13 protein-coding genes and 1 pseudogene are annotated in these 12030 nt (G+C 72.6%); 5 read left to right on the top strand and 9 right to left on the bottom strand.

Annotated elements, in window-relative coordinates:
* From ACFY2L_RS38155 to ACFY2L_RS38140, 4 genes and pseudogenes are all read right to left on the bottom strand, one after another.
* Positions 1-115 (bottom strand): annotated as a pseudogene (locus ACFY2L_RS38155) (sulfate adenylyltransferase small subunit); the annotation flags it as partial.
* Positions 112-663 (bottom strand): adenylyl-sulfate kinase, encoded by a 552-nt coding sequence (cysC, locus tag ACFY2L_RS38150; RefSeq protein ID WP_390662483.1) that lies wholly within the window; start codon positions 661-663, stop codon positions 112-114. The pseudogene ACFY2L_RS38155 and the gene cysC, both read right to left, overlap by 4 nt.
* Positions 664-815: 152 nt before the next feature.
* Positions 816-1628 (bottom strand): PaaX family transcriptional regulator C-terminal domain-containing protein, encoded by an 813-nt coding sequence (locus ACFY2L_RS38145; protein ID WP_390662482.1) that lies wholly within the window; start codon positions 1626-1628, stop codon positions 816-818.
* Positions 1629-1644: 16 nt separating this feature from the next.
* Positions 1645-3276, bottom strand: a complete 1632-nt coding sequence (locus ACFY2L_RS38140) for an AMP-binding protein (protein ID WP_390824627.1) — start codon at positions 3274-3276, stop codon at positions 1645-1647.
* A 171-nt stretch (positions 3277-3447) separates the two neighbouring features.
* On the opposite strand from ACFY2L_RS38140, the gene ACFY2L_RS38135 reads away from it, so the two are divergent.
* Positions 3448-4578, top strand: a complete 1131-nt coding sequence (locus ACFY2L_RS38135; protein ID WP_390824626.1) for an acyl-CoA dehydrogenase family protein — start codon at positions 3448-3450, stop codon at positions 4576-4578.
* Positions 4575-4976, top strand: coding sequence for a RidA family protein (locus tag ACFY2L_RS38130; RefSeq protein ID WP_390662479.1), 402 nt, complete (start codon positions 4575-4577; stop codon positions 4974-4976). The genes ACFY2L_RS38135 and ACFY2L_RS38130 overlap by 4 nt, the downstream gene beginning before the upstream one ends.
* A gap of 22 nt (positions 4977-4998) precedes the next feature.
* Here ACFY2L_RS38130 and ACFY2L_RS38125 read toward each other — a convergent pair whose 3' ends face one another.
* A complete protein-coding gene (locus ACFY2L_RS38125; RefSeq protein ID WP_390662478.1) occupies positions 4999-5193 on the bottom strand; it encodes a DUF5999 family protein in 195 nt (64 codons plus the stop codon).
* 232 nt (positions 5194-5425) lie between these two features.
* On the opposite strand from ACFY2L_RS38125, the gene ACFY2L_RS38120 reads away from it, so the two are divergent.
* Positions 5426-5854 carry a DUF6299 family protein gene (locus ACFY2L_RS38120; RefSeq protein ID WP_390662477.1) on the top strand — a complete coding sequence of 143 codons (429 nt, stop codon included), beginning with the start codon at positions 5426-5428 and terminating at the stop codon, positions 5852-5854.
* A gap of 128 nt (positions 5855-5982) precedes the next feature.
* On the opposite strand, the gene ACFY2L_RS38115 is transcribed toward ACFY2L_RS38120, so the two are convergent.
* The 4 genes from ACFY2L_RS38115 to ACFY2L_RS38100 all read right to left on the bottom strand — a co-directional run bounded on the left by ACFY2L_RS38115 (position 5983) and on the right by ACFY2L_RS38100 (position 10090).
* Positions 5983-7014: a LacI family DNA-binding transcriptional regulator gene (locus ACFY2L_RS38115; protein ID WP_390662476.1), complete on the bottom strand. Its 1032-nt coding sequence runs from the start codon at positions 7012-7014 to the stop codon at positions 5983-5985.
* A gap of 75 nt (positions 7015-7089) precedes the next feature.
* Positions 7090-7920: an ATP-binding cassette domain-containing protein gene (locus ACFY2L_RS38110; protein WP_390662475.1), complete on the bottom strand. Its 831-nt coding sequence runs from the start codon at positions 7918-7920 to the stop codon at positions 7090-7092.
* A complete protein-coding gene (locus tag ACFY2L_RS38105) occupies positions 7917-8930 on the bottom strand; it encodes an ABC transporter permease (RefSeq protein ID WP_390662474.1) in 1014 nt (337 codons plus the stop codon). The genes ACFY2L_RS38110 and ACFY2L_RS38105 overlap by 4 nt, the downstream gene beginning before the upstream one ends.
* Positions 8931-9073: 143 nt before the next feature.
* The gene (locus ACFY2L_RS38100) at positions 9074-10090 is read right to left on the bottom strand and encodes a sugar ABC transporter substrate-binding protein (protein WP_390662473.1); all 1017 of its coding nucleotides are present in this window, start codon (positions 10088-10090) and stop codon (positions 9074-9076) included.
* Positions 10091-10340: 250 nt separating this feature from the next.
* Here ACFY2L_RS38100 and ACFY2L_RS38095 point away from each other — a divergent pair, with 250 nt between their 5' ends.
* Both ACFY2L_RS38095 and ACFY2L_RS38090 read left to right on the top strand, forming a co-directional pair.
* Positions 10341-11303, top strand: a complete 963-nt coding sequence (locus ACFY2L_RS38095; protein WP_390824625.1) for a carbohydrate kinase — start codon at positions 10341-10343, stop codon at positions 11301-11303.
* 212 nt (positions 11304-11515) lie between these two features.
* Complete coding sequence (locus tag ACFY2L_RS38090) at positions 11516-11809, top strand: putative quinol monooxygenase (RefSeq protein ID WP_390662471.1); 294 nt, start codon at positions 11516-11518, stop codon at positions 11807-11809.
* Positions 11810-12030 lie beyond the last annotated feature (221 nt).

Below are 12030 nucleotides of genomic sequence, written 5' to 3'. Positions count from 1 at the left end.
CCTTGCCGCCGGAGAACAGGATCACCGGGTTCTCGAACTCGCCCGCCACCTCGCGGAAGATGTGCACCGCCTCGGACTCCAGCGCGTCCAGATGGGAGAGGCCGAAGCCGGTCATACGAGCCCCCGCGCCGCCAGCACCGTGTACACCGCGTCCGCCGACTCCTTGGGCGTCTGCTCCTGCGTCGCCAGCACCAGCGCGGGGTCCACCGGCGCCTCGTACGGGTCGTCGACGCCGGTCAGCCCGGTCAGCTCGCCCGCCGCCTGCCGGGCGTACAGCCCCTTCACGTCCCGCTCGCTGCACACGTCGACCGGAGTGGCGACATGCACCTCGATGTACGGCGTCCCGCTCTTCTCGTGCCGCCGCCGGACCGCCTCACGGCTGTCGGCGTAGGGCGCGATGACGGGAACCACCGACAGCACGCCGTTGCGCGCCAGGACCTCGGAGACGAGCCCGATCCGCTGCACGTTGGTGTTGCGGTCCTCGCGGCTGAAGCCGAGGCCGGCGGAGAGGAAACGGCGGATCTCGTCGCCGTCCAGGACCTCCACCCGGTGTCCCTCGGCCCTGAGCCGGTCCCCCAGGAGGCGGGCGATCGTCGTCTTGCCCGCACTGGGCAGCCCGGTGAGCCAGACCGTGGCTCCCTGGGCCCTTGGCGTGCTGGTCATGCGCAACAGTCCTCTTTCCTACCGGCGTGCGACGCGTGGAACGGTAGGTAAGGAGTCTGAGAGGAGTTGTTAAGGAACCTGAGGTTTGGCTGAGTGTCTCCTGGTGCGCAAGGGATCACAGGGTCCCGTCATGAACCGTGCACGGACCGGGCTCACACCCCGGCGAACTCCGCGCCCGCGTCCCGCAGCCGCTCGTGCAGTCCGTGGAAGACGGCCGCCGAGCGCGACCCCGGCCAGTTCGCGGGGAGCAGCCGGGCGGGCAGGCCCGGGTCGACGTAGGGCAGATGACGCCAGGAGTCCAGGGCGAGGAGGTAGTCGCGGTAGGCCTCCTCCGGAGGGGTGTCGGGCCGCCGCTGCCAGGACCGCAGCACCTGCGCGTGGCGGTCGAGGAACGCCTCGTGCTCCTTGGCGATGGCCGCCAGGTCCCACCAGCGGGCCACCGCCTCGACGGTCGGCGCGAAGCCGAGGTGCTCGCCGCGGAAGAAGTCGACGTACCCGTCCAGCCCGAGCCGCTCGAGGGTGTGCCGGGTCTCCTCGTACAGCCGCGCCGGGGCGATCCACACCCCCGGGGCCGCCGTGCCGAAACCGAGTCCCGCCAGCCGGGAGCGCAGGACGTGCCGCTTCTGCCGCTCCGACTCCGGCACGGAGAACACCGCCAGCACCCAGCTCTCGTCCCCGGCGGGTGCCGCGGCGTAGATGCGCCGGTCCCCGTCGTCGAGCAGCTGCCGGGCCTCCGCCGACAGTTCGTACCCGGCCGCGCCCTGTGCCGTACGGGCCGGCAGCAGCAGTCCCCGCCGCTTGAGCCGGGACACCGAGGAGCGTACGGAGGGGGCGTCCACGCCGACCGCGGCGAGCAGCCGGATCAGCTCGGCGACGGGCACCGGGCCCGGCGCGAAGCGGCCGTAGGCGCCGTAGAGCGTGACGATGAGAGACCGAGGTGCGGGCTGGTCGGACACGTTGATCATCTTAGATCCGTCGGTATCACCGCTGGTCATTATCGGTGTCACCACCGGTGTGACCTTCGTCGTGCCCTTCGGTGCGCAGCCTGAACCGCTGGAGTTTGCCGGTCGCGGTGCGCGGCAGCGCCTCCAGGAGGACGATCTCACGCGGACACTTGTACGGCGCCAGCTCCGCCTTGAGGAAGGCCCGCAGGGCGTCGACGTCCCGCGGTGCGCCCCCGCGCAGCACGGCGAACGCCACGACCACCTGACCCCGGTCCTCGTCGGGCCGGCCCACGACCGCCGCCTCGACCACGTCCGGGTGGCGCAGCAGCGCCTCCTCGACCTCGGGCCCCGCGATGTTGTACCCGGCGGAGATGATCATGTCGTCGGCGCGGGCCACGTACCGGAAGTAGCCGTCGGGCTCGCGGACGTAGGTGTCGCCGGTGACGTTCCACCCCTCGCGCACGTACTCCCGCTGGCGCGGGTCGGCGAGGTAGCGGCAGCCGACCGGGCCGCGCACGGCGAGCAGTCCGGGCTCGCCGTCGGGCACGGGCGCGCCGTCCCGGTCCTGCACGCGCGCGTGCCAGCCAGGGACCGGGACGCCGGTGGTGCCGGGACGGATGTGCTCGTCGGCGGCGGAGATGAAGATGTGCAGCAGCTCGGTGGCGCCGATGCCGTTGATGAGCCGCAGCCCGGTCCGCTCGTGCCAGGCCCGCCAGGTCGCCGCGGGCAGGTTCTCGCCGGCGGAGACACAGCGGCGCAGCGAGGTCACGTCGTGCGCGCCGAGGTCGTCGAGCATCGCGCGGTAGGCGGTGGGCGCCGTGAACAGCACGCTCACCCGGTGCTCGGCGATCGCGGGCAACAGCTGCCGGGGACCCGCCTGTTCGAGCAGCAGCGCGCTGGCCCCCGCCCGCAGCGGGAAGACGACCAGGCCGCCCAGGCCGAAGGTGAAGCCGAGCGGGGGACTGCCGGCGAAGACGTCGTCCGGAAGCGGCTTGAGGACGTGCCGGGAGAAGGTGTCGGCGACCGCCAGCACGTCCCGGTGGAAGTGCAGACATCCCTTCGGCCGGCCGGTGGTGCCGGAGGTGAACGCGATCAGCGCCACGTCGTCGGCGGCGGTGTCCACGGCGGGGTACGGCGTGCTCGGCGCCGGCCGGTGCAGCAGGTCGTCGGGGGAGTCGCCGCCGTACGTGGTGATCCGCAGCCCCGGTATCTCCGCCTTGGCGAGGTCGTCGACGGCCCGGACGTCGCACAGGGCGTGCTCCACCCGGGCGATCTCGCCCATCGTGCGCAGCTCGTGCGGCCGCTGCCGGTCCAGCACGGTGACCGCGATCGCGCCCGCCTTCAGCACCGCCAGCCAGCATGCCGCGAGCCAGGGCGTGGTGGGACCGCGCAGCAGGACCCGGTTGCCGGGCACGACACCGAGGTCGCCGGTGAGCAGATGCGCGATCCGGTCGACCCGGGTGCGCAACTCCCCGTACGTCCAGGCCGGTCCCGAGGGGAGGTGGAACACCGGCCGGTCGGGGGAGTCCCCGTGGCCGAGCAGTTCGGCGGCGCAGTTCAGCCGGTCGGGGTAGCGCAGTTCCGGCAGTTCGAAGCGGAGGTCGGGCCACTGGCCGGGCGGCGGGAGGTGGTCGCGCGCGAAGGTGTCGACGTGGGCCGAGACGTTCATGGGCGTTCGCCCCCTTGCCTGGACGGGCTGCGCGGGTGGGCGTCGAGGTGGTCTCGCGGATCGAGCGTATCGTGTTGGTGACGACAGTCAACGGTACGCGATACCGTCGGCAGGAGACCGCCGGGCCAGGGCGTGGACGGGCCCGGACAGGGGCGGCAGAGGGGACAGGCGATGCCCGCATTCTCGCTCGAACCGGCACAGACCGCCTGGTGCGCCGAGTTGCGCACCCTGGCGGCCGACCGGCTGCGCCCGCTCGCCGAGAAGGGCGAACCGGGCCGCGTCAACCGGCCCCTCCTCGCCGAACTCGGCCGACTGGGCCTGATCTCCCGCCTGTTCACCTCGGGCGCCCTCGACCTGTGCCTGATGCGCGAATCCCTCGCGCAGGGCTGCACGGAGGCGGAGACCGCCCTGGCCCTCCAGGGTCTCGGCGCGCACCCGGTGCACGCCCACGGCAGCCCCGCCCAGCGCGAGCGCTGGCTGCCGCGCGTCGCCGACGGCGCCGCGGTCGCCGCGTTCGCGCTGTCCGAACCGGGGGCGGGATCGGACGCGGCGGCGCTGTCCCTCGCCGCCGAGCCCGACGGCCCCAACGCCTGGCGCCTGACCGGCGAGAAGCGCTGGATCTCCAACGCCCCCGAGGCCGACTTCTACACCGTCTTCGCCCGGACGACGCGGGGCGCCGGAGCCCGCGGTGTCACCGCCTTCCTCGTCCCCGCCGACCGGCCCGGTCTCACCGGCACCCCCCTCGACATGCTCTCCCCGCACCCCGTCGGCGCCCTCGGCTTCGACGCCGTCCCCGTCACCGCGGCCGACGTCCTCGGTGAACCCGACCGGGGCTTCCGTGTCGCCATGACCACCCTCGACCTCTTCCGCCCCAGCGTCGGCGCCTTCGCTGTCGGCATGGCCCAGGCGGCCCTCGACGCGACCCTCGTCTGGACCTCCCGACGGGACGCCTTCGGCGGCAAGCTGAGGGACCTGCAGACCGTCGCCCACACCGTCGCCGAGATGGCCCTGCGCACCGAGGCCGCCCGGCTGATGGTCCACGCGGCGGCCACGGCGTACGACGCCGGCGCCCCCGGCGTCCCCCGGCGCGCCGCCATGGCCAAGCTGCTGGCCACCGAGACCGCGCAGTACGTCGTCGACGCGGCCGTCCAGCTCCACGGCGCCCGCGCCCTGCACCGCGGCCACCTGCTCGAACACCTCTACCGCGAGGTCCGCGCCCCGCGCATCTACGAAGGGGCCAGCGAGGTCCAGCGCGGCATCATCGCCCGCGAGCTGTACGCCGGTCTGGAGGCCGCCCGATGACCGCCGAACGCGTCAACCCTCCGGCGCTGTCCCCGCCCGCCGGCTTCTCCCACGCCGTCGTCGCCAGCGGCTCCCGGCTGGTGTTCCTGGCGGGCCAGACCGCGCTCGACGCCGACGGGAAGGTCGTGGGGGAGTCGCTGCCCGAGCAGTTCGCCCGGGCGCTCGCCAACCTGCTGACCGCACTGCGGGCGGCCGGCGGCACGCCGGCGGACCTGGCACGGGTCACGGTCTACGTCACGGACGTTGCCGCGTACCGGTCCCACGCCGCCGAACTCGGCCGGATCTGGCGGGAGTCGGCGGGCCGGGACTATCCGGCGATGGCGGTGATCGGCGTCGTGCGGCTGTGGGACGCGGAGGCCCTTGTCGAAGTGGACGGGTTCGCGGTGCTGGGCCCGTGATCCGCGCCCCCGCGGGCGGGGGTCACGCCGCGACGGTGAGCCGGCCGGCGGTCACCCGGTGCGGGGCCACGACCCGGCCGTCGGGCAGGATCTCCCCGGAGTCGTCGAAGACGATCGTGCCGTCGCACAGCAGGTTCCAGCCCTGCTCGGGGTGGGCGGCGACGACGTGCGTGGCGTGGGCGTCGGCCGAGGCGCCGGCGACGGAGTGGGAACACATGGCGCACCTCCACGTCGGTTGGGGCCGGCCGTACGGCCGGCCTCGCATGGCACGACCATGCGCCCGCCTCCGGGACACCGCCAGGGTCTTCCGGCAAGCGTGACAGCACCAGGACAACTCCAGGACCGTTCGCCGACGACCGGTGCGGACTCGCCACCGAAGGGGTGACGGTCACGGCCCCGGGCCCGTCCGCCCGGTACCAGTGGAAGCCCCCCACCACTGGAGGTCTTCCATGTTGCTTCGCCCCGCTCTGACCGCGGCGGCCGGCGCCGCCCTCTTCCTGCTCGCCGTGCCGGGCCAGGCCGCCGGCGCCGACCTGTCCGAGAGCCTCACCGTCGACGCGGCCGCCCGGATCGCCGCCGACGGCACCGTCACGCTGACCGGCACCTACCGCTGCGTCGGCAGCGCGGGCCCGGTCTACCTCAGCACCGCCGTCCACCAGGACTCCGGGACCGTGCGCTACGGCATCGGCGGCAGCCGCGCGGTGTGCGACGGCGCCGAGCACACCTGGCAGAACGCAGGCAAGGCCAGCGTGGACGCGCTGAAGGCCGGCCCCGCCCATGTCGAGGCCACGCTCATGGAACTCGAGACCCGAGGCGGCCTGCCCCTGCCCCGCTTCCACGTGGTCCAGCGGCAGGACGTCACGCTGACCGCGGTCTGACCCCGGGCCGCACACCTCGGCGAGCGGGCCGGCGGGACGGCCGGCCGGCCGCGCCGGCGCCGTGGACCCGGGGCCACGGCCCGCTCGGTCCGTCCGGCCTTCTCGCCGAGGGGAGTTCCGCTCCCCGGTCACGCCTCCCGCGGCACCGGAGCCGGCTGTTCCCCCGACCCCCGTACGATCAGCCGGGTCGGGACGGTGATGGTGCGGGCCCGGCCGCGGTCACCGTCCAGCCGGGCCAGGGCGCAGGTCGCGGCCGCCCTGCCGATCTCCTCGGGGTCCTGGGCGACGACGGTCAGGGCCGGCTCCAGCGCCTCGGCGAGCGACACGTCGTCGAAGGCGACGACCGCGACGTCCTTGCGGCGGCTGCGGGCCAGTTCGGCGACTATGCCCAGCGCCATGATGTTGTTGCCGGCGAACAGGGCGGTGGGGGGATCGGCCAGGCCGAGGAGCTGCGCGGTCGCGGCCTCGGCGCCCCGCTGGTCGTGCGCGTTGGTGACGAGCGAGCGGTCGTGGGGGATGCCGGCCTCCCGCAGCGCCGAACGGTATCCGGCCAGACGCTCGCGGCGGGTGTAGAGCGTGGTGGGAAGGTCACCGATGAAGCCGACCCGCCGGTGGCCGTGGGCGATCAGATGGGCGACGCCGTCGTGGGAGCCCGAACGGTTGGAGCTCACGACGCTGTCCGTGGCCAGGCCCACTCCGGGACGGTCGAGGAAGACGACGGGCAGGCCCGCGGCGCGCGCGGGCTTGAGGGGGGAGTGGTCGGCGCCGACGGACGGCACGACCATCAGGATGCTGACGCGGCGGGCGAGGAACTTGTCCGTCAGGGCGCGTTCACGGTCGGGGTCGTCGGCGGAGGAGCCCATGAGCAGGGTCAGTCCGCGGTCGCGGACGGTGTCCTCGATACTGCTGGCGACGGCTCCGAAGAAGGGGTTGCCGAGGTCGGGGATGACCAGTCCGACGGTGGTGTCGGGTCCGCCGACGCGGATGTTGCGGGCCATGAGGTTCGGCTGGAAGCCGAGCTTGGCCACGGCGGCGAGAACCTGTTCCCTGGTCTGCGCGGAGGCGGGCCCGTCCTCGTTGAGGACGCGGGAGACGGTCTTGGCGCTGACGCCGACTTCTCGGGCGACGTCGGCCAGGGTGGGGCGGCGGTTCGCTGCCATGGAGGTAGGTGTCTCCTGTGCTCGTCGGTTCCGGCCGCGGCCTCGGCCGGAACCTGTGAGTGGTGATTCGTGTCGTCAGCCGGCCTGGACTCCGGCGGCCTTGGCGGCCTCGGAATCCGCGACGACAGTATCTCCGGCCTCGTCGACGGTGAGTGCGCCGGTCATGATGGCGACGACCTCGGCCATGGAGTAGTCGGAGGGCTTGATCACGGCTGCGCGGCGACCGAGGCGGTGGACGTGGATCCGGTCGGCGATCTCGAAGACGTGCGGCATGTTGTGGCTGATCAGGACGACGGGCATGCCCTTGTCCCGCACCCGCCGGATGAGGTCCAGGACCTGGCCGGACTCCTTGACGCCGAGGGCGGCGGTGGGTTCGTCCATGACGACGACGCTGCGGGCCCAGGCGACGGACCGGGCGACCGCGACGGCCTGCCGCTGTCCGCCGGAGAGGGTCTCGACGGCCTGGGTGAGGGAGCGCAGGCCGATCTTCAGGTCGGCCATGTGCTCGGCGGCCTCCTGGCGCATGCGCTTCTTGTCCAGCATCCGGAAGACGCTGCCGAGGACGCCGGGGCGGCGCAGTTCGCGGCCGAGGAACATGTTGGAGGCGATGTCCATGGACGCGGCGACGGCGAGGTCCTGGTACACCGTCTCGATGCCGTGGGCGCGGGCGCTCTGGGGGCCGGAGAAGGTGATGGGCTCGCCGTTGAGGCGGATCTCGCCGGCGTCGGGGGTGAGCGCTCCGGTGAGGGCCTTGATGAGGCTGGTCTTGCCGGCGCCGTTGTCGCCGATGACGGCGAGGACCTCGCCGGGCAGGAGGTCGAAGTCGGCGCCGTCGATGGCGGTGACATGGCCGTACCGCTTGACCAGGCCACGGGCCTGCAGCACGGGCGTGGGGGTGGTGGTCATCGGGCCTTCTTCCGGGAGATCTGGTCGACGGTCACCGCGAGGATCACCAGGACGCCGGTGATCAGGGTCTGGTAGATGGAGGCGACGCCCATCAGCTGCAGGCCGTTGCGGAAGACGCCGACGATGAGGACGCCGATGAAGGTGCCCAGGACCGAGCCGCGTCCTCCGAACAGGCTGGTGCCGCCGAGGACGACGGCGGTGATGCTGTCGAGGTTGTCGGTCTGGCCGGCCTGCGGGTCGCCGACCCCGGTGCGGGAGATGAGCAGCAGGGCGGCGATGCCGTAGAGCAGACCGGCGACGGTGTAGATGCCGATGGTCAGGCGGGAGGTGCGGATGCCGTTGAGGCGGGCCGCCTCCTGGCTGTTGCCCAGCGCGTAGACGTGCCGGCCCCAGCCGGTGCTGCTCAGGGCGTAGGCGAGGAGGAGGAAGAGGGCGATGGTGACCAGGGAGCCGTAGGTGATGTCGGTGTGCCCGAGGGGGAAGGTCCCGCCGAGGGCGGTCAGCGGGCCGGGCAGGCTGGTGACCGTCTGCTCCTCGGAGTAGATGTGGGTCAGCGCGAACGCCACGTTGAGCATGCCGAGGGTGACGATGAACGGCGGCAGCGGGATCTTCTGCACCAGCAGCCCGTTGAGCAGTCCGAAGCCTCCGCACACGGCGATGCCCACGGCGATGGCGGCGAGCGGGGGCAGGGAACCCTCGGCGGCCATCTTGGCGATCATGATGCTGCCGAAGGCCATCACGGCGCCGCACGACAGGTCGATGCCGGCGGTCAGGATGATCAGGGTCTGGCCGATGGCGAGGGTGCCGACGACCATGACCTGCTGCACGATCAGCGAGAAGTTGCCGCCGGTGAGGAACTGGTCGGTGGAGAGGGAGAAGAAGGCGCAGGCCAGAAGGAGAGCGACCAGCGGGCCGGTGGTCGGCGCCGTGAGCAGTCGCCGGGCCGTGGTCGGCGCCTTGAGCTCGGCATAGGGCGAGGACGCGCTCGGAGGCGTGGTCGTGGCTGTCATGCGAAGTCCTTGTCGGAAGACAGATGTCCTTGTCCGTCCTTGCCGGAGGCCAAGGGGACGAGGGGGCGGCCGTCCCCGGTCGGGGAGGAGGGGCCGGCCGCCCCGCTGGGGGGAAGGAGGCGGGGTGCGGGCCTCGGGGCGGCTCAGCCCCAGCAGTTCTCCAGGCCGTAGGCGGTGTCCTTGGACGTGACCCCGTCCTGCGCCTTGTCGGTGATCAGGGTGACGCCGGTGTCGGTGTAACCGGACGCCTTCTTGCCGTCCTTGGCGTACGTCACGACGGCCTTGACGCCCTCGGCGGCCATCTTCAGCGGGTACTGCTGCGACGTCGCGGCGATCTTGCCGTCCTTGACCGCCTGGGTGCCGGTGCAGCCGCCGTCGACGGAGACGATCAGCACGTCCTTCTCCCGGCCCTTGGCCTTCAGCGCCGTGTACGCGCCGAGCGCGGCGGGCTCGTTGATGGTGTAGACGACGTTGATGCCGGGTTCCTTCTGCAGACAGTTCTCCATCGCGGTCTGGCCCTTGGCCTGGTCGCCGCCGGTGTCCTGGGCGCACACCACGTCCTTGTCGGTGGCGCCGAAGCCCTTGAGGAAGCCGTCGTGCCGCTGGACGCCGACGGAGACGCCCGGCGCCAGGTCGAGGGTGGCTATCTTCGCCGTCTTGCCGCTCATCGCGGCCTTGGCGTACTCGCCGATCAGCTGGCCGGCCTTGAGGTTGTCGGTGGCGAAGAGGGCGTCGACCGCGCTCTCCGGCTCGGTCGGGGTGTCCAGGGCGATGACCAGGACGCCCTTGGCCTTCGCCTTCTCGATCGCGGGCACGATGGCCTTGGAGTCGCTGGGGGTGATCAGGATGCCCTTCACCCCGGAGGCGACCATGTTCTCCATGGCCGTCACCTGACCGGCGTTGTCGCCGTCGAACTTGCCCGCCGCGGTGACTAGTTGGGCGCCGTTCTCCTTCGCGGCCTTCTCCGCGCCCTCCTTCATCTTCACGAAGAACGGGTTGGTGTCGGTCTTGGTGATCAGACCGACCTTGACCTCACCCGAGCCGGAGCTCGAGGAGTCAGATCCGGAGCCGGACCCGCAGGCCGTCAGGGTGAGGGCCGCGACGCCCGTGACTGCGGCGGCTCTGAGGAGGGAGGAGGACAGACGAGTGGTGCGAGGCATGATCGACTCCTGTGGGTAGCGGGGGCGGCGCGGGTCGGGATGCAGAGCGGGCCGCCCCGGGGTGTCATCGTTGACTTATGTCATCGTTGACACTGCCTGGCGAGGATGATGGACTCCGTCTCCCGGCAACGTCAATGCCTTCCGCTCGTCACAAATCGGCAACGTCCGAGGCCGCCGCTCACCACGGCCGTCCGGCAGCCGCACCCGACGTGCCCGGTGAGCCCGTACGTCCGTCAGAGAAGAGCAGCCCATGAGCCTCCGCCAGATCACCGTCCTGGGGGAGTGCGTCGCGGACGCGTTCGCCGCGCCCGCGAGCACCTCGAACGAACTCGCCCTGCGCGTCCTGCCGGGCGGCGGACCCGCGAACACGGCCGTGTCACTGGCCCGGCTCGGCACTCCGGCGCGCTTCCTCGCCCGCCTGTCCGGCGACGTGTTCGGCCGGCTGTTCCGCGCCCACCTGGAGGCGTCCGGGGTGGACCTGTCGGACGCCGTACGGGCCGCGGAACCCAGCACGCTCGCGGTGGCGGAACTGGACGCCATGGGTCAGGCCGTCTTCTCCTTCCACGCGCAGAACACGGCCGACTGGCAGTGGACGGCCGAGGAACTGGACCGGGTGGACCTGTCCGGGACCGCCTGTCTGCACACGGGTTCCCTGGCCCTGGTCAGGGAACCCGGCGCGGCGGCGGTGGAGGACTTCCTGGCCTCGGCCGCCCCCCACGCGACCATCAGCATCGACCCCAATGTGCGGCCGCTGCTGGTGCACCCCGACGTCTACCGCGCCCGGCTGGCGCACTGGTGCGCCCTCGCCGACGTGCTGCGGCTGAGCGAGGACGACCTGGAGCTCCTGCTGCCCGGCACCCCGCCCGAGCAGGCGTGCGACCTCTGGCACGCGGCCGGGGCACGGCTCGTCGTGATCACGCGCGGTGCCGACGGCGCCCTGGCCTCGCTCGACGGCGATCGGGTCCAGGTCCCCGCGGTCGCGACGACCGTGGCCGACACGGTGGGGGCGGGGGACTCCTTCACCGCCGGACTGCTGCACCACCTGGGCGCCCGCGGCCTGCTCGGCGGCCGGCTGACGGGGCTCCGGCTCGACGACGTCACGCGGGCATGCCGGTTCGCCGCCCGGGTCGCGGCCCTGACCTGCTCCGTCGCCGGTCCCAACCCGCCCTGGCGGAGCCAGTTGGGCCGGTCGGCCACGGCGGACCTCGTATGACGCCGGGCAGGACCTCGCGGCCGCACCGTTGACGCATCGGCGCGACCGCCCCCATCATCGGGCCACTCGATGTCAACGATGACATCGGTCGGCGACCCCCTCGCCGGTGCCGTGGAACCCGTGTCCGGCCCCCGGCTCGCACCGCGTCCGACCCTCACCGACCCCCGCCGAACGACCGGCCGACCCGCATCGCCCCCGGAGGACAGCACACCGTGAACAAGACCCTGCTCGCCGAGTTCACCGCCCGCGAAGGCGCGGAGGACGAGGTCGCCCGCCTGATCCTGGAGTACGCGAAGAAGGTGCGCGAGGAAGAGGGCAACCTGGCCTTCGACGTCTACACCAAGGCGTCCCACCCGCGTGCCTACTGGATCTTCGAGGTGTACCGGGACGAGGACGCCTTCCAGGCGCATCTGAAGGCCCCGTACGGCGGTCCCTTCAATGCCGCGCTGGTCCCGCTGATCGAGGAGGACGCGTCGGTGCTGACCTTCCTCGACCCGGTCACCTGAGGCCCTCCCCCGAGGAGGGCGGCCTGGCGCGGCCTGCCGCAGCGTCAGCCGGGGAGGCGGGGGAAGGGAGCGGGCGCGAGAGGGAGTGCACACCTCCCGCCACTTTCAACCTATAGCGCACCGGGGGGCTTGCGGCAAGGCCCCGGTCGTGCCGCAGAATCGCTGGCTCAGACCGGAACTCGGGGAATCGGGGTCGTACGGAGTGTGTGTGTTCTTGTCAG

Origin of the sequence: Streptomyces sp. NPDC001381 (assembly GCF_042895685.1) — a bacterium.
Taxonomy (GTDB): Bacteria; Actinomycetota; Actinomycetes; order Streptomycetales; family Streptomycetaceae; genus Streptomyces.
The sequence above is the reverse complement of the archived record's forward strand: the minus strand, read 5'-3'. Positions and strand labels throughout refer to the sequence as shown.

Coding starts and splice junctions, on each gene's coding strand:
- cysC (WP_390662483.1), bottom strand. CDS start 663: ATGACCAGCACGCCAAGGGCCCAGGGAGCCACGGTCTGGCTCACCGGG.
- ACFY2L_RS38145 (WP_390662482.1), bottom strand. CDS start 1,628: ATGATCAACGTGTCCGACCAGCCCGCACCTCGGTCTCTCATCGTCACG.
- ACFY2L_RS38140 (WP_390824627.1), bottom strand. CDS start 3,276: ATGAACGTCTCGGCCCACGTCGACACCTTCGCGCGCGACCACCTCCCG.
- ACFY2L_RS38135 (WP_390824626.1), top strand. CDS start 3,448: ATGCCCGCATTCTCGCTCGAACCGGCACAGACCGCCTGGTGCGCCGAG.
- ACFY2L_RS38130 (WP_390662479.1), top strand. CDS start 4,575: ATGACCGCCGAACGCGTCAACCCTCCGGCGCTGTCCCCGCCCGCCGGC.
- ACFY2L_RS38125 (WP_390662478.1), bottom strand. CDS start 5,193: ATGTGTTCCCACTCCGTCGCCGGCGCCTCGGCCGACGCCCACGCCACG.
- ACFY2L_RS38120 (WP_390662477.1), top strand. CDS start 5,426: ATGTTGCTTCGCCCCGCTCTGACCGCGGCGGCCGGCGCCGCCCTCTTC.
- ACFY2L_RS38115 (WP_390662476.1), bottom strand. CDS start 7,014: ATGGCAGCGAACCGCCGCCCCACCCTGGCCGACGTCGCCCGAGAAGTC.
- ACFY2L_RS38110 (WP_390662475.1), bottom strand. CDS start 7,920: ATGACCACCACCCCCACGCCCGTGCTGCAGGCCCGTGGCCTGGTCAAG.
- ACFY2L_RS38105 (WP_390662474.1), bottom strand. CDS start 8,930: ATGACAGCCACGACCACGCCTCCGAGCGCGTCCTCGCCCTATGCCGAG.
- ACFY2L_RS38100 (WP_390662473.1), bottom strand. CDS start 10,090: ATGCCTCGCACCACTCGTCTGTCCTCCTCCCTCCTCAGAGCCGCCGCA.
- ACFY2L_RS38095 (WP_390824625.1), top strand. CDS start 10,341: ATGAGCCTCCGCCAGATCACCGTCCTGGGGGAGTGCGTCGCGGACGCG.